General features: G+C 38.2%; 15 protein-coding genes, 1 tRNA gene and 1 pseudogene. 2 read left to right on the top strand and 15 right to left on the bottom strand.

Going from position 1 to position 17,349, the window contains the following annotated elements:
* Nucleotides 1-242: 242 nt before the first annotated feature.
* The 6 genes from PVV60_RS03850 to argH form a co-directional block, all read right to left on the bottom strand.
* Entirely contained in the window at nt 243-374 is a 132-nt protein-coding gene (locus PVV60_RS03850; RefSeq protein ID WP_273723245.1) for a DUF4102 domain-containing protein, read from the bottom strand.
* 280 nt (nt 375-654) lie between these two features.
* On the bottom strand, nt 655-1,395 hold the full coding sequence (locus PVV60_RS03845) for a class I SAM-dependent methyltransferase (protein ID WP_273723244.1): 741 nt from the start codon (nt 1,393-1,395) through the stop codon (nt 655-657).
* Nucleotides 1,396-1,647: 252 nt separating this feature from the next.
* Nucleotides 1,648-4,077, bottom strand: coding sequence for a TIGR02302 family protein (locus PVV60_RS03840; protein ID WP_273723243.1), 2,430 nt, complete (start codon nt 4,075-4,077; stop codon nt 1,648-1,650).
* Between the two features lie 126 nt (nt 4,078-4,203).
* Nucleotides 4,204-5,484 (bottom strand): diaminopimelate decarboxylase, encoded by a 1,281-nt coding sequence (gene lysA, locus PVV60_RS03835; protein ID WP_273723241.1) that lies wholly within the window; start codon nt 5,482-5,484, stop codon nt 4,204-4,206.
* Between the two features lie 8 nt (nt 5,485-5,492).
* The gene (locus PVV60_RS03830) at nt 5,493-5,672 is read right to left on the bottom strand and encodes an LPS translocon maturation chaperone LptM (protein ID WP_273723239.1); all 180 of its coding nucleotides are present in this window, start codon (nt 5,670-5,672) and stop codon (nt 5,493-5,495) included.
* 51 nt (nt 5,673-5,723) lie between these two features.
* Nucleotides 5,724-7,124: an argininosuccinate lyase gene (argH, locus tag PVV60_RS03825; protein ID WP_273723238.1), complete on the bottom strand. Its 1,401-nt coding sequence runs from the start codon at nt 7,122-7,124 to the stop codon at nt 5,724-5,726.
* Between the two features lie 32 nt (nt 7,125-7,156).
* Between argH and PVV60_RS03820 the strand changes: the two genes are divergently transcribed.
* On the top strand, nt 7,157-7,852 hold the full coding sequence (locus tag PVV60_RS03820; protein WP_273723237.1) for a TlpA disulfide reductase family protein: 696 nt from the start codon (nt 7,157-7,159) through the stop codon (nt 7,850-7,852).
* Nucleotides 7,853-7,854: 2 nt separating this feature from the next.
* Here PVV60_RS03820 and PVV60_RS03815 read toward each other — a convergent pair whose 3' ends face one another.
* From PVV60_RS03815 to PVV60_RS03785, 7 genes are all read right to left on the bottom strand, one after another.
* Nucleotides 7,855-8,331: a YaiI/YqxD family protein gene (locus PVV60_RS03815; protein WP_273723306.1), complete on the bottom strand. Its 477-nt coding sequence runs from the start codon at nt 8,329-8,331 to the stop codon at nt 7,855-7,857.
* A 31-nt stretch (nt 8,332-8,362) separates the two neighbouring features.
* Entirely contained in the window at nt 8,363-9,217 is an 855-nt protein-coding gene (locus PVV60_RS03810) for a YihY/virulence factor BrkB family protein (protein WP_273723236.1), read from the bottom strand.
* Between the two features lie 410 nt (nt 9,218-9,627).
* Entirely contained in the window at nt 9,628-10,557 is a 930-nt protein-coding gene (locus tag PVV60_RS03805; RefSeq protein ID WP_273723234.1) for a prephenate/arogenate dehydrogenase family protein, read from the bottom strand.
* A gap of 1,885 nt (nt 10,558-12,442) precedes the next feature.
* Nucleotides 12,443-13,483, bottom strand: coding sequence for a DNA polymerase III subunit delta (gene holA / locus PVV60_RS03800; protein ID WP_273723233.1), 1,041 nt, complete (start codon nt 13,481-13,483; stop codon nt 12,443-12,445).
* Nucleotides 13,484-13,487: 4 nt separating this feature from the next.
* Nucleotides 13,488-14,282, bottom strand: a complete 795-nt coding sequence (locus PVV60_RS03795) for an ABC transporter ATP-binding protein (RefSeq protein WP_273723231.1) — start codon at nt 14,280-14,282, stop codon at nt 13,488-13,490.
* Nucleotides 14,275-15,171, bottom strand: coding sequence for an ABC transporter permease (locus tag PVV60_RS03790; RefSeq protein ID WP_273723229.1), 897 nt, complete (start codon nt 15,169-15,171; stop codon nt 14,275-14,277). Before PVV60_RS03790 ends, PVV60_RS03795 begins: the two co-directional genes overlap by 8 nt.
* A gap of 62 nt (nt 15,172-15,233) precedes the next feature.
* A complete protein-coding gene (locus tag PVV60_RS03785; protein WP_273723227.1) occupies nt 15,234-16,211 on the bottom strand; it encodes an ABC transporter substrate-binding protein in 978 nt (325 codons plus the stop codon).
* A gap of 185 nt (nt 16,212-16,396) precedes the next feature.
* On the opposite strand from PVV60_RS03785, the gene PVV60_RS03780 reads away from it, so the two are divergent.
* Nucleotides 16,397-16,471: transfer RNA gene (locus PVV60_RS03780), tRNA-Gly, on the top strand.
* A gap of 464 nt (nt 16,472-16,935) precedes the next feature.
* Here PVV60_RS03780 and PVV60_RS03775 read toward each other — a convergent pair.
* Both PVV60_RS03775 and PVV60_RS03770 read right to left on the bottom strand, forming a co-directional pair.
* Entirely contained in the window at nt 16,936-17,163 is a 228-nt protein-coding gene (locus PVV60_RS03775) for a hypothetical protein (protein WP_273723226.1), read from the bottom strand.
* A 28-nt stretch (nt 17,164-17,191) separates the two neighbouring features.
* A pseudogene (locus tag PVV60_RS03770) lies at nt 17,192-17,349 on the bottom strand (late control protein); the annotation flags it as partial.

The following is a 17,349-nucleotide window of genomic DNA, read 5'->3' as shown; positions in this document are numbered from 1 at the left end:
TGTTCCGCATATAAATAACTGTGATATCTTTTAGCGACATTCTTGATCATAACTATCATCTTTAGATGCGTGATATTTATGATTATTTTTTTCAGAAATACCGCTCCACGCACTACTTTATCTCACATTCACGAACCTAAATTGAGAGATGTTTTTTATCTTTATAGTTTTTCTCCATCCTTTATGATTTTATCTCCTCTTAAGAGGTTGTATAATTAATGATATAACACTAAATGTTTATCCTAACGATAAAGCCACTGAGCACCACCGTCTTTACGCTTATAAAAGAACAAGCTGGCACTATCACACACTTCTGTTAGATCTCGATGTTGCTGAGAGAGCCCTTGACACTTGAGATGGTTCATAAGAAGCATTTTGATCCTTCTTTGTACAGTTTTTAACCACCATGAACCATATTATGCAAGATCCCTTGGACTCTGCTATTTTATGCTTACGAAGACACCAGCATTTTTTTCTCTTAAAATGTTTCCACTATTCATGAAATATGGTTCGGTATATAGATATTTGAGATTTTTTATTCACATGCCAATTTCACATATAATGTACAAAAGAATATTTTTTGATTGTAAATACAAAAAATTGAAATAAGAAAATCCTTCTATATTTGCGGTTCTTATGCCAATGGCAAAATGATTAATTATCTTTATAAATTAAAATATTCCGCACTTGTGGTGATAAAGCCGGAATAAAAATACGTCGCGACTGACGACGCTGTACGAGCAAACCTTGATAAACACGTTTTTGTGCCTGACACATTAAGAGTCCACCAAAATAAGGCAAAAGATAGCGTGCAAATGGCTCATAAAAAAATGAAAACAACCGCGAAACATAACCTGTAGAAGGCATATAATGTACAATTTCTTGTATTGGCCCAGAAACAAAATTCGTTTTCTCGAACAAACGAGTAATTTGTTGCCGACTATAGGGTTCGCCATAACCAAAGGGCGTAGTAATATTTCGCGCCCAAAAGCCAGAGCGATTAGGTACAATAACGATTAAGCGGCCATTGGGTGCTAAAACACGCCATATTTCATTCAACGTTTCAAATGAATTTTCTGTATATTCTAATGCATGTACCAATAAAATACAGTCAACTGACGCATCCGGAAGCGGCAAATCTTCTTCAAAAACAAGCGCTGCAGCAACTTGCTCCGCACAAGGCCAAGACGAAGCACCCTGAGAAGCTGGCATAAAAGCAAAACATTGTTGGGCACGTTCACGCAATGTAGAAAGATAAGGAAGCGCATAACCCAACCCCATAATCCGTTTATCCGTAAGATCAGGCCACCATAAATTCAATTGCTCACACAACGTCTTTTGCACACGCAACCCAAGTGCAGAAGCATAAAAATCTTTCAGCGTAACGATATCCAACTCAACATACCATGTAGAAACAAATTTTAAACATTACAGATTTTCATATACCCAAATTATATGGATTTCTGCTCTTTTTCCGCAATAGCGAACATTTCAATATTTCATATTTTAAACTTAAATGATCAAAAAATCAGTACAGAAGGATGATTATTGCGGTACAAGCGCTTTAATCATTTTCTTGGAGATGAACCCCATAGAAGTTCTTCATACACTGTTTCTGACATCAATTAAGAAAAAAGCCAACATTGGTTAATTAAAATGAAGCAATCTTTCAAGATAGTTTTTTTCTTCTTCTGGAAGATGCTCTTTACCAAGACGTTTGCGAATTTCATCCAAAATCTGCCGCGTACGCATTTGATCACTTTCTTTTGGTAGAGCCTCACCTTCTTGTTCTTCATCTTTTTTTGAAGAAACTGGACGTCCTAATGGATCTTTAGGACCAAAACCAGCATTTTGATCATCTCCCGTTTCTTTGAGTGCTTCGCGCATTTTTTTCAAAACATTTTGTGCACCTTGCCTCAAAGATTCCAAAGCATCAGACTGATTTTGTATAGATACCTGATGATTTCCATTATCAAGAGCATTTTCCGCAGAATTCATTTTTTCTTCTGCCCTTTTCAATGCGCCCCCTGTTTCAAATCCATGTTCTGATAATTCTTTTTCCAATGTTGATAATTCAGACTGCAGTTCAGCTTGACGTTTTTTTAAAGATCTGCTTTGCGTTTCCGGCACATTTTCTCCGCGTTTTTGTTCCATCTCTAACTGATGTGTTTCATTGAGAATTTCTTGCTGACGACGCATTAAATCTCCAAGCTGGTCCATCTTTTCTTTCATTTGTGCAGATTGGCTTTTTTCTCTCTCATTTTGATTGCCTTTTCGTACATGCAAATGATCAAGCGTCTGTTCAACTTCCGCCAAGAGTTGTTCAGCTGCTAAAGAAGAGCCCGTTTTAGCCATTTCCTCAATTAAATTTAGCTTTTCTTGTAATGTAGATTCAGAAAGATTAGGACTTTTTGAGCTTTTAGAATTTTTAGAAACTTGACTATCTGGTGTTTTTTCAGCCAAAGCACGAATATACTCATCCATAGCTTGACGTAAATCTGCCATAAGCCGTTCAATTTCTGCCGCTGAAGCACCGTAACGCAGTGCATCACGTAAAGCAGCTTGTGCTTGTTTTAAATTTTTTTGCACGGATTCAAGCTGATTATCTTCAATACCCAAAGCAATTTGCCATAGATAATCCACCACACCACGCAAATCCTCTTCTGTTTGTGCTAAAGAAAGTCTTGTCCACGCACTTTGTAGAACAAGAAAATGCATTGCATTTTGTAACCCCTTTTCTGGACGTACAAGCAAAGCAGAAAGCATATCCAATACACGCTCTCTCGCAGAAGCATCAAGCGCTAATAAACGACGCAATTCACTCACCGCACGCGCAACAGGATTTGAAAAAACGTGTTGCGGTAATGTCATGACAAAAGTTTTGCTACGTCCTTTCTGCCCCGCACCATCTTCTGCCACCAAAGTAATTTTGACTTGCGAACCCTCCCACGGATGCGCTGATATATCTTGCACCATCCGCATTTTCCCCTTTCCACCACGCGGAAGAAGAAGCTCTATTTCCGGAGCATTATAAAGAGAAGAAGCACTTTTATTCTGAGGAAGAAAAGGCTCTATTTCAACAAAAGCCTTTGTCACACCATAATCATCATCCACCACATATCGTAATTCTAACGACCCCGTTAAAATCCTCCCTGGTTTTTCCAGCCAATGAATTGTCGGAAGCGTGTCCTTAACCATCTGCAAATGCCACTGCTGTTTTTTACGACGTGATGATACAAATAAATTCATTGAATGCTTCAAATGTGTTTCAAAATGAACAATTGGATCATTCAAAGCTGTTTGTTCCGTTTTCTCTGAAAACGAAACTTTCTGCCCATCTTCTACAGTTTTTGCTTTGACTGTAATGCCAGCTCCATTGACAACACGCACAACAACATTACTCCCTTCAGGAATTTCTAGTTGTGTTTTCTCATCTTTTGTCAAATAAATCGGTGCCACACCGGTATAAGCAGGTGGTGTTACCCAAGCATCAATCCGCATGAGTTTTTCATCAACGACAGGACGAAAATCAAAGGCATCAGCCAAACGCCCCCCTTGTGAACCAAAAGAAAAACTAAAAGAGCACACAAAAAGAAGAGCACACAAAGCCCTCAAAGCAAAAGGATCGTAATCCGCACTATTAAGAGAGATAAATCCAGTTTTTAAATGGTATAATTGCTTTGCCATTCGGCGTTGATGTTCACGCCAAATAACAGCACTAAAATCTTCATCATTTTCAGAACATAAACGATCTGTTTGAATATTCAAAGGCTGGTGTCTAAGATCATTGACGCGTTCAAGACGGCAATTTACTTCCCGCATTGTGGGAAACCGAAAACGAATAAGAAAAAATAAACTCGCCCCAGCACAAACAAGTATAATCCCAAGTAAGAGCAAATGTGACCAATAGCCCAAAATGCCAAAAAGTCCCAACCAGCTAAACGAACAAAAGAGACTAAGAACGAGGAAAAATGGCAACAACCGCACCCACATCCGTTCAAATGAAAGGATCCCCCACATCAAAATGCGCACACACAAAAGCTTCATTGCAAAGCCTTTAATGTTTTTATTTTTCATAAACAAGCATTTATCCCCTTTTATCGTGGTGCATTAAGATCATAAACCCCATACAAAACAATTTCTAGAAAATAAATTGTTTCATCAAAGTTTAGTAAAAGTAAGACCAAAAATATTTAATAATGCTCAATCTAATTTGGGTTCAATCCAATCTGGAACATGATCACAGCCTATCAATTGTGCATAATCAAGGCGTGGACGAATGACTGCATAACGTGTATCCTGAACCAGAACCTCCGGCACCAAAAGTCGACTATTATAAGTGCTTGCCATCACTGCGCCATAAGCCCCCGCTCCTGTTAACATCAAAACATCACCCGCTTTCAACACTGGTAAAGAACGTTCCAAGCCTAAATAATCACCAGTTTCACAAATAGGACCAACAATATCAGCATTAATCAGAGGGGCATCTACTGGTGTTTTTTTCACTGGCATTATATTTTGCCACGCATCATAAAGCGTTGGACGCATGAAATCATTCATCGCCGCATCAACAATAACAAAATTTCGTCCTTGCCCCTTTTTTAAATACACAACCGATGTCACCAACACACCGGCTTCACCAACAATACTACGCCCAGGTTCTAAGATAATATTAATCCCTAAAGGAGCAATATATTTCTTTACCAGTTCTGCATACTCAAAAGGAGAAGGTACTGGATGCTGCTCATAACCATAAGGGATACCAAGCCCGCCCCCAATATCGATATGGGTTATCGCATAACCATTATTCCATAATTGACGCACAAAATCTGCAACAATAACAAATGCATCTTCAAACGGTTTTAAATCACAAATTTGACTACCAATATGGAGATCAACACCACACACATGAAGACCGGGCAATTGGGCTGCTTTTTTATATGCATCACCCGCCAAAGACAAAGGAATACCAAATTTATTCTCAGACTTGCCTGTTGTAATTTTCTTATGAGTCTTAGCATCCACATCAGGATTAATGCGTAAAGAAATCCGAGCTGTTTTTGAAAGCGCATCAGCTCGCGCCGATAATTGTTCAAGTTCTTGCTCTGATTCAACGTTAAAACAATAAATATCTTGTGCAAGAGCAAAATCTATTTCTTTCACTGTTTTACCAACACCAGAATAAACAATATTCTGCGCAGGAATACCAACAGCAAGTGCACGCCGTAATTCCCCTTCTGAGACCACATCAGCTCCCGCTCCATTGTTAGCTAAAAGTTGTAAAACCGCTTGATTGGAATTCGCTTTAACCGCATAAGCAATTAAACTCGGCATATCATGAAATGCATTCTGATAATCTTTAAAATGTGCAACGATTGAGCTAGCTGAATAACAATAAAAAGGTGTTCCAACTTTCCGCGCAAGTTCCAAAAGCGAAAGACCTTCAGCGTGGAGCACCCCCTGATGATAAGAAAAAAAACGCATAAAAATCCCTATTGTATCAACCTATCAAGAATAAAAGGTTTATCTGTTTTGCCTTGAGGAACAAAAGTTCCTTGTGAAGAATTCACTCCTGGTGAAGGAGGTAACTCTAATGACCCTTTACGCCCACACCCAACGATACCCAAGCCCGCCAAAAGGACAATCATCAACCCCTTTAATATAATTTTCATCTGTCCTCTTTCCTCATCTCGATCTCTTTTTTACCTTTAAAATACAATCACTCAAACGCTCACGAGACGCTTTTTCCAATACGCAATTTGCCGAAGAACCTCTGAAGGCGCTGTTCCCCCAAAGCTTTTACGACTTTCAACAGATTTTTCAACGGTCAAAACATTAAAAAGTGTCGCATTGATATCAGGACAAATTGCTTGAAGTTCATCTAATGATAAATCCTGAAGGCGACACTGTTTTTTTTCTGCCAATGCCACAGCACACCCCGTGATATGGTGTGCTTCGCGGAAAGGAATCGCTGATTCGCGTACAAGCCAATCAGCAAAATCTGTAGCTGTTGCATACCCTAAATCCGCTGCTTGTTTCATGGCTTTTTTATTCACTTTCAAATCAGCAATCATCCCTGTCATTGCTGCTAGTGATAATTCCAAACTCAAAGCCCCATCAAACACATATTCTTTATCTTCTTGCATATCCTTTGAATAAGCAAGCGGTAATCCTTTCATCACCGTTAACAGCCCCATTAATGCACCATTCAACCGGCCTACTTTAGCCCGAACAAGTTCGGCCGCATCAGGATTTCTCTTTTGTGGCATAATAGACGAACCCGTTGAAAAGGCATCTGATAAATGAATAAAACAAAATTGTTCACTTGACCAAAGAATTATTTCTTCTGCCAATCGCGAAAGATGCGTTGCACAAAGAGCACCAGCGCTTAAAAATTCCAATGCAAAATCACGATCCGAAACACTATCAATTGAATTGCGTGTAGGTTCTCGAAAGCCTAGCGCTTTTGCTGTCATAAAACGATCAATCGGAAAGCCTGTCCCCGCTAAAGCAGCTGCCCCTAAAGGCGATTCATTCATTCGCTCAACCGCATCGCGCATCCGCGATAAATCGCGACCAAACATTTCAACATAAGCCATCATATAATGACCAAATGTTACGGGTTGAGCCAATTGTAAATGCGTAAAGCCTGGCATAAAGGTATCAACATGTTGTTCTGCGCGCATAAGCAATTGCTCTATTAATCCTTTTAGAGCTTGTTCTATCTTTTGCGTTGCTTCACGTACCCACAAGCGGAAATCAACAGCAACTTGATCATTGCGTGAACGCGCCGTATGCAAACGTCCTGCGACAGGACCAATCAATTCACTCAACCGCGCTTCAATATTCATATGAATATCTTCAAGCTTTCGTGAAAAAACAAATTTACCGTCTTCAATTTCTTGGCGAATAAGTTTCAAACCATGAGCAATTTTTTCATAATCTGATTGTGAAATGATTTTCGTTTGCGCTAACATAGCCGCATGAGAAAGGGAACCTTCAATATCTTGTCGATAAAGTTTTTGATCAAAATCAATTGAGGCATTAATTTCTTCCATAATTGCAGAAGGACCTGCCGCAAACCGACCACCCCACATTTGGTTCTTTAACTTCTCATCTGTCATATTCTGAAAACACCCATCCAAAGGATAAAATTATGATTTTTCAAATTTTCATCAGCAAAAAAAACAATAAAAAAAGGCAATTCTCTCTTGCATTCTTTATCATTGCATTGAGTTTATACGCAACCATAAACTACGATACCAAAAGAGAGTCTTTTCTTTTCAATTTCATTTCAGCAGCAAAAGCACAAAAAATAAACACTGATAAAACACGAGCAGAAAAAATGATGGCGATACGAAAAGCAGCAAAAGGCTTTTTTAGCCACATACGATTTGCTGATACGCCCTCAGATATGAATAAACTCTCTTTCAAGGATATTCAAGGAAAAGAGCACACTCTCAGCGAATTTACTGGAAAACCAATGCTGGTCAATCTATGGGCTATTTGGTGTGCACCTTGCCGCACAGAAATGCACGAACTTGCGCAATTAAAACGTGAATTAAGTGGAGAAAACTTTGATGTCATAGCTATTAATATTGATAAAACTGCTTCTCCTGAAAAAATTCAACAATTTTTACAGAATATTCATTCAGATAATTTGCTTTACTATCGCGATGAAACAATGGATATTTTCAACAATGTTAGAAAACAAGGGCTCGCTTTAGGACTCCCCGTTACATTGCTCATCGATAAAGAGGGATATCTCATTGCTTCCTTCAATGGTGCTGCTCCATGGGCCAATGACGATGCCAAAGCACTTATGAAAGCAGTCATTAAAGAAGCCCTATAACTTTAATAGCCGCGTCTTTTTAAACGTTGTATAACGAGATCCAGTGCTGACAAAAAAGCAGAACGGTCTTTACGGCAAAAAGGACGGGGACCACCTGTTATACTGCCCTGTCCACGCAAATCTTCCATCAAATTACGCATCGCCAAAGCCTGACCCATTGAATTTACATCAAAAATACGCCCCGTTGGCGAAAGACAAAACGCCCCAGCTTGCACAACCCGTGCTGCTAAAGGAATATCGCTGGTAATAACGATACTTGCCTCATGCACATGTTCTACGATCCAATCATCAGCACCATTGAATTCATCCGAAACGACCACTCTTTCAATGAGTGCTTCATCTGGAATAGACAAAAAACGATTTGCTACAACAAATGTCTTAAGCTGATAACGATTCATCACACGATAAACTTCATCTTTTACAGGACAAGCATCCGCATCAATCAACAAAGTGATAGCAGGCTTTATTGGGATATTCATACCTTGGCTTTCACGCAATAGTTAAGTTCTTTCATTCATCTGAATGTCGTAAATGCTTGCGATAAAACATTATCGCCGCGTTTACTTCTCCTCCCAAAATAAAAATTGCACTCAATATATAAAGAAAAATAATAGCAACCATAATAGATGCTAACCCTGCATAGGTAGAAATATAATCAAACATTGTTAAATATTGAGCAAAAGCAATTGAAGCCATAAACCATACGAACATTGTCAGTATAATTCCTGGTAAAATATCTATAAATTTCCGCCGCTCTGCTGGTAGCCATTTATGAACAATTAAAAGACTTACAAAGAGAACAACCGCTGCGATTATGTAACGCCATAGACGAATGACACCGATATATTCTGTAATGAAAAAAGAATGATTTTGCATAATCTTGATCAGCAGAGGTGTTAAAATCAACAAAACGCTGATCACAATAAGACCAACAGCTCCAAGAATCACAAAAAACAAACTTTGAAAACGACAAAACAACAAGCTACGCCGATCAACAACACGATAAGCTCTATTTAAAGCTGTACGTAACGCCTCTATGCCATTAGAGGCAAAATAAGCTGCTCCAATGACAGAAACTGTCAACACTCCTCCCCGCTGTATGGTTAAAACATTGATAATTTCCTGAGATAAAGGTTCTGCGATGACATCTGGTAATAACTGCACAAGTGCTTTGATTTTTTGCGGTGTATATGTAAAAGCACCAAGAAAACTGGCAAGAGAAGTTCCAAAAATAAAAAAAGGGAAAAACGCTAAAAGCCCAGATAGCGCGACATGGCTCGCAAAAGCACTCCCATTATCACGCCAATAATGGCTTACTGCATCAACAAGGATACGATAGCTGTACCAAAAGATATTTCTTAACAAATCTCAATACTTTCTGGTAAATCTCTTCCTCAATCTATTTCAAGCCTTATAAAAATCATCAAAACTCTTCAAACAAACATTTTCTAATGTTGTAGTATAAAGGGCAATAATCAATACGGTCAAGCCTGACTTTATACCAAAACCAAAATAATAATCCACTCTATGAAGTTCTAGAACGACTTCATTTTTTTGTCTCTTCTACAGATCAGTAACCTCTTCTGTACATCATATACCCTATAGAGATCTAAGCACGATAATCTTGCACACATAAAACCTTTTGAAGTCATGGTTATTTGTATCGAAGCAATCGCCACTCTTTTTTATTGCAATCTATGACTGAATAGAGAAAAAACTTCTTATCGATTTCTAGAAAAAACCAATGAAATTCAACACACACCCCTTGCTTTTACTCACCCTTTTTTAGAAACACTCTGACGTCCAAAATCAGGAGCATCAATTTCCTGTCCAGCATCAATAATATTGCGGCGTACAGCACGCGTACGTGTAAAAAAATTAAACAATGTCTCACCATCTCCTAAACGAATTGCCTGCTCTAAAGAAGAAAGTCCCTCACTAAAACGACTCAACATTTCTAAAATAGCATCCTTATTATGCAAACAAATATCACGCCACATAACAGGATCAGAAGATGCCAAACGGGTAAAATCACGAAAACCTGAAGCGGAATAAGCAATGACTTCTGAATTTGTCACCTTTTCTAAATCACTCGCTGTCCCAACAGTATTATAAGCAATTAAATGCGGCAAATGCGAAACAATAGCCAAAATAAGATCATGATGTTTAGGATCCATCTTTTCGACACGCGCACCACAAGCTTCCCAAAACGCTGTTAATTGTGCGACAGCAGCAGCATCACTCTCAGCAAAAGGCGTTAAAATACACCAACGATTCATAAACAAATCAGCAAAACCAGCATCCGGTCCTGAATATTCCGTTCCAGCAATTGGATGCCCTGGAATAAAATGAACCGTTTTTGGTAATAAAGGTGCCATTTCCGCAATAACCAACGATTTCGTAGAACCAACATCACTCAAAATCGCCCCAGGTTTTAAATGATCACGAATGGTTTTTGCTACTTCTGCACTAGCGCCAACAGGAACAGAAAGAATAACTAAATCTGCTCCTTCAACAGCTTTTGCATTATCTGTCGTATAAAAATCCCCAAGCTCCAATTCACGCGCTCTTTCCAATGTTTCTTGACGACGCGTTGCAATAGAAATCTGAGCCGCAAGATTTTTCTTTTTAATAACTCTTGCTAAAGAAGACCCAATCAGACCGATTCCAATGAGTGCTATTTTTTCAAACTGAATATGGGGCATCTTTCACCTTCAAAGATTCTTTGCAAATGGCAATAAAGACAATTGTAAAATCATAATTTTCCTGTCTATTTGTTCAAGAGTTATGCGTAAAACATTAAAAAACGACAACGAGGAATAGAAAATAACGCAGTTTACCAATCATCACCTGTACAAGCTGACAACAGATCATTTTACCTAGAAAATACATAAAAAATAAATGACGAGAAATCTAACATCACGCTCTAAAACTCCCACTTAATTACTGATCAAAGCGCATCACTGAAACAAAATTAAATTCACTTCAACTAAGATAACAACGACTCTACATAAAATCTCATCAGTTTACTTTATCTTACTAATTTACTCACAAAAAACACATCAAAAGCGTAAGCAGACACCAACTCTTTCCCTATTATCCCGATACGTTCATTAATTTGTACATTAGACCTATATAAGAATGTATTACGCCTCCACCTACAACATCAACACAAGTTTTGCGAATATGGAAAACACCGTAAAACAACGCATACAAAAAAATACCATTAAAAACATTTTCCCCTCCCGATTTCTGATACCATAAATCAAACAAATATGAGAAAAACACTGAACATCCTTTCAATGGAGTCACAATCCTCACGTAAAATAGAATGCCCTAAACAGAATAGATTTGAATTACAAATTCATGTGTTTGTTTTAAAAAGACATCTCGCTCCCCAGCCTATCTCACGACAGTGTTCTTAAATGTTATAACTATAAATCTATTAAGCACGACCCTCTTTACACTTAATATTTTCCTACCCCCAATGTTGCAAAAAACCTTGGAATTTTAGAGCATTCATCAAAGGCATTTTTAGCGCTTTCTTGTACAGTTTTTATCCACACGCCCCCACGTATGACGTGCAAAAGACACTGTTTTGATTGATTCAATATGAAAAATAATGAGTTATTAATAATAAACAATGGCTTGCTCTATTTATGAGACACATTCATTGCTAAGATAATCATCTCTGTATCAAACATAAAAGTCTCCCCACAGGTACTGTCGTTTTCATCATAATCTATTTTGATTTTCTCCTCATCTCACGAAGATTCTTAATTCGTACCAATCTACAAACAATTCATTTTCTTGTCTAAAAGATTCCGCTGGCTCACTATTTTAAACGATTCAATTAATCTATAATATATTGATTTATAAAAATAATTATTGTTTTTCAATTTGAATCATAACTTCGAATACTGTAAAATTCTTCCATCACAACCCCTCTTATCAATTAAAATCCCTTATCTGTACGTCACAAGAAGACATGTAAGAAAAAAATGATGAAAAATGCTCTCTAATGCTAAAAACTGTAGCAACATTAGAAGCTAGCAAAGTATATAATGAGTGTCGACTTGCACTTTTATTAAGCGTAAAGATAGAGTTGCTCTATGGATTTTATATTCTTCACAAGGAACTTTACTTCTACACCATTCGCAAACGCCGTCATATAGATATGACTCACATTGAAAAATATTTCTAAGAAAGCGTATGAATTTACCATACAAGTGTCTTCTGTTGTTTGAGATGCTCTATTTTGTATGAGGGGTGTTACCCCTATTAAGGCGCTATGAACTAGCCTAATATTCACCACATACTCACACAAAAACACCGAATGCGTAAAATTTTACCTGAGCTCTATATCACGAACCAACAGTGTTTTTCGACACAACAAAATAATAAAACCCTGTAAAAACTGCCTTTCGAAGAAAAATAATTTTTCTAAAGAAAAGTTTCTATAAAACTTTCAAGCTCTTCAAACACACCCTCAAAACTACAACTAACCCTACTTGTTAACACAAAAGTTTTAATTGCTGAAAATACCTCTGTGGCGTACTAAAAATAAAAAATCATCATATTTTTAAACTGTTAAGCTGCCATCTGGCGTCGTGCAATAATTGTAAGCCCTAACAAAACTTGACGAATGATAGCTTCACCCAAAAGTGGATTTTTACGACTGTCTAAAACAGCACCCTGAATTCTTTCCATTGCATAAGAAATTTGTTCTAACTTCCAATATTTTAAAGCTTGTTCAACGATCTTTTTCCGTTGAAAAAAAATGGGAGGCCGCGCTTGAGAAACCACCGTAAAAAGCGATTTTCCTTCAACCTCTACCTGATAACGCAATAGCTGTAATTGCTGAAAATGCCTTTGAGCTGTATTCAAAATAAAAAAAAGCGCCCCATGCACTGCTGCATGTCGGTTAAAATGCGCTTCAAAGCCTGATATATCACCCAATAAAAGAGCATCAATGACTTCATCTTGAGAAAGAGCACTGACATCGCTTACAACAGCTTTTACATCTTCAAGAGTAATATGAACATTTGCAGCGTAAAGACAAAGCTTTTCTAATTCACCTCGTGATACAAGGCGATCCGCCCCTAAACTTTCATGCAACCATCTACGTGCATCCAAAGAAAGAGTCTTCTTAAACTGCCCTAAAACCTCATCAATCAAACCGTCAAGAGAACGCATGTCATCTGCAAAACAGGGCAAAGCCATTGCTTTTGATGCCGTTTCAACAGCATTGCGCAACCCTGTTCCTTTTTTTAAATCCCCAGCCTCAATGAGAATAAAACAAGCCTCTGGTGGCTTCTCAATTAAAAGTTTCAAGGCAGAAAGAAAACCTTTTTGGTTAGCAGCATTAGAGATCCATATCAAACGATCTCCCCCAAAAAGCGATAACGTACGCGCTTCATTTTCCAAACGTGCGGGATCTTTATCAATTTCAGCAGCATCCAAACGAATTGTCGAAAATGGATCTTCTATTGCTACCTGTGTAAGTTTTGCAAAACATTGCGCACGCTCACAAATAAGACCACGATCTGTCCCATAAATGAGAACAATAGGAAAAGCACGTGAAAAACCCATTAAAAACTGATCAACTTCATGTGCTTTTTTCTGAACCACACTATTAATCCATTAACAGTTCATCATCATCAAGAACTTCCCCGCGAACTTTCTGAAACATACCAATTAAATCATTGACATCCAAACCCTTACGCTCTTCATGACAGACATCCAAAATCACTTTTCCACCATGCAACATCAAGGTGCGATCGCCATAATCAAGAGCCTGACGCATAGAATGAGTCACCATGATAGTCGTTAATTTTTTCTCTTCAACGATTTTTTCAGTCAACCGCATCACAAAATCAGCCATTCCAGGATCAAGCGCTGAGGTATGTTCATCAAGCAATAAAACATCCGCATGAGCTAATGTTGCCATCACAAGGCAAACAGCTTGGCGTTGCCCACCTGATAAACTGTCCATAGGATTATGAATATATGCTTCAAGACCAATGCCTAATTGAGCAATTTTCTCTCGAAAAAATTGCCGTTTCTCATGGTTTAAAGCCGAACGCAAACCACGACGACTTCCTCGAAGAGCAGCAAGAGCCAAATTTTCTTCAATTGTTAAAGAGCCACAACTTCCCTCTAAAGAATCTTGAAAAACACAAGCAACCTTTCCAGCGCGTTCACTAACTAATTGCCTAGAAACATTTTGCCCATTGATAACCACTTTCCCTGTTGAGGGAAGCGTTGCACCCGCTAAAACACTGAGCAAGGTTGATTTACCAGCGCCATTTGAACCGATAACCGTAACAAAACTACCCTGATCAATTTTAAGGTTAATATCAATCAAAGCCTGTTTTTCCAAAGGTGTTTGCGGTTTAAATGTAACCCCAACATGAGAAAACTCAATCACGTTTACGCCTCCTCCAATAGCGTGGCACAATAAGGGTTAAAATAACCAACAGTGAAGTAATCAACTGAAGATCTGTCGACGTATCAATACCAATTCCATTTGCTTCAAATGCAGATTGTACCGCCACACGATAAAGTACAGATCCCACAATACAGCTGATTATAATCCAAAAAATATTGCGCGTACGAAAGAGAGTTTCACCGATAATCACAGCTGCTAACCCAAAAACAATTGTTCCAATTCCACCGGTAATATCCGTTGCGATCGCAGTTTGAATATAAAGAGAACCACCAAGTGCAACACAGGCATTTGAAAGCCCCATACCAAAATAAATTAACGCCGACGTATGGACCCCTTGCGCCGTCGCCATGCGTGGATTAGCTCCCATTGCACGCATAGCAAGACCAATTTCACTTTCCAAAAAGCGCCAAATCAAAAACACCATAACCAGCAATACAGTACCAATGAAAAGAGGACGCACAAAAATATCAGACAAACCAAACAGATTATAAAAGGGCGTTAACGCCGTATCAGCAAGCGCTAAATTAACATTAGATCCTCCCATAATTCCCATAATACGAAGATTAACCGTATAGAGTGCTGACATTGTTAAAATGGAAGCCAAAAGATTCAAAATACCAAAACGCAAATTCAACATAGCTGTTAATAAACCAGCTACCATGCCTGCACAAAAAGCACATGCCATAGCTGCCCATGCATTAAAACCTAAAAGAATCAAGACACCACAGACACAAGACCCAAGAAGAAATGAGCCATCAACTGTTAAATCAGGAAAGTCCAAAACACGAAAAGAGAGATAAACCCCTATAGCCACAAACGCATAAATAAGACCTAATTCCACAGCGCCAGAAAACGCAAATATATTCATGTAACGACAATCCCCATGAAAACTTAACGTATTTTATTGTATCAATATCCTATCAATGAAAGTTATCGTATCACTTTTGTCGCACGATCAATAACTGCCTGCGGAATAACAATCCCCGCTTTTTCTGCTGCTTTCATATCAATTCGAATGTCATTATTAGCCGCCTGCACAACATCAATATCACCAGGCTTTTCACCCTTTAGAATACGCACAACCAACTTCCCAGCATCAGCCCCTACATCATAGAAATTCACACCTTGCGTCATAAAGGGACCGCGCCCAATAGAATTAGCATCAACAGTAAATACAGGAACATTTGCTTCCTGTGAGACCTTTACTGCACCCTCTAAAACAGAAAGAACCGTATTATCAGCGGGAATAAAAATGATATCTACTTTACCGATTAAAGCCCGTGTTGCTGCCTGAACATCTGAAGGTTTTGGTGCTGAAGAAGGAATGATTTCAATTCCAACTTTTTTTGCCGCATCTTTTAACACCTTAAGTGTTGAAACAGAATTTGCTTCAGAAGCATTATAGAGATAACCAATTTTTTTCAAATCTGGTTTTACTTCTTGTAAAAGCTTAATACTTTCTGCAACATCTATACGATCAGAACTCCCCGTCATATTACCGCCAGGTTTGGTAAGCGAAGAAACGATTTTAGCTCCGATAGGATCAGAAATCGCCGCAAAGACGATAGGTATTGTTTTTGTTGCCGCAAGCATTGTTTGTGCTGAAGGCGTGGTAATCGCTACAATAACATCAGGTTTATCACCAACAAATTTACGTGCAATTTGCGTTGCTGTTGAAATATTGCCCTGTGCTGATAAAAAAGTAAGTTGAAAATTTTCACCTTGCTTATAACCATTTTCTGCAAGAACATCTTCCACACCTTTACGAACAGCATCCGCAGCAGGATGAATCATTATTTGTGTGAGTGCAACTTTAATGTGTTTAACTTGGTCATCCGCTTTTGCAACACTATTCATCATAAAAACAGCTGCAATGATAATCCCTAATATATTTATTCTCTTCAACATTATACTCCACCCCTCTCTATGCAAAATTAAAAAAGGAATAATCTATTACTGAAGAATCTTATAAAATCAATCTTTATTTCATTTTATTAAAACATGGACAGAATAAATCAAACTAAAGTGATATTTTTTTGTTGCAATTCGTAGCAGCCTACGCCATACAAGCAAGATATATATCGAATCGGTCAGCGGGTGTAGCTCAGGGGTAGAGCACAACCTTGCCAAGGTTGGGGTCGTGGGTTCGAATCCCATCGCCCGCTCCATTGAGTTTTGTATTTATTGTAGCTTGCCAGTGGGTTTTGTATATTTTGCCACTAGGTTTTGTAGCAGTTTATTTTTTTTACATGATTTTAAGGTGTTCTCAAAGGGGCTTCAAAGGTCTTTCAAAGATCATTTAAAACCTCTTTAATGAATTTCTTTTTTTTCTCCTAAAAATTATGATTTTTAATGATCAGTTCTTTTGCCAGAATCGTATTACAATCGCATTATTTGAGAAGCAGCATGCATAAAAAGGTATCTCTTCTCTTTTAACATAAAGTGAGTGATAGCTTTTCAGTTTTCTGAGGCATTATTAAAACAAAAGAAGCTTTGAGGAATTGGGTAAACATTACCCTATTGCTGAACTCATGCAATTGGATCAACTTGATCCTATTGCACCTTTAAGGAATAGGGACAAGTTGTCCCCATTGCTCTCTCCCACCCAAAGTGCAAACACTGCACGTCGATCTCAGAAAGCATTACAACCGATCAAAGGAACAGGTTGCACTTTTGATCTTCCATTTCCTTCACATAAAATTTCATTGTGATCTGAAGTTGCTCTGCTTGTTTCAAAAATAGGATCAACTTGACCCATTTTTTCTTCAGTCTGCAATTGTGCAATGTTTGCACCATTGCTCCTTTTAGCAATTGGATCAACTTGCACCAATTGCTCTAAATATTCATCAACACCGATCAAAGGATCAAGTTGACCCTTTGATTTTCTGTCACTCAGAGGTTTCCTTTTCTCCTGTTTTGTTTCCCTTGTCTGGTGCTTCAAGTGTAATTTCTGTGGTATATCCGCTTTGCTTTTCATAGCAGTGGGTGACGGTAGAAGCTTTCCATGGTCCATTGATTTGTCCACGGAACCCTTGAAGCAGCAACG

This window comes from Bartonella sp. AU18XJBT (assembly GCF_028618595.1).
Classification (GTDB): Bacteria; Pseudomonadota; Alphaproteobacteria; order Rhizobiales; family Rhizobiaceae; genus Bartonella.
This window is presented reverse-complemented; position numbering and strand designations above follow the sequence as displayed.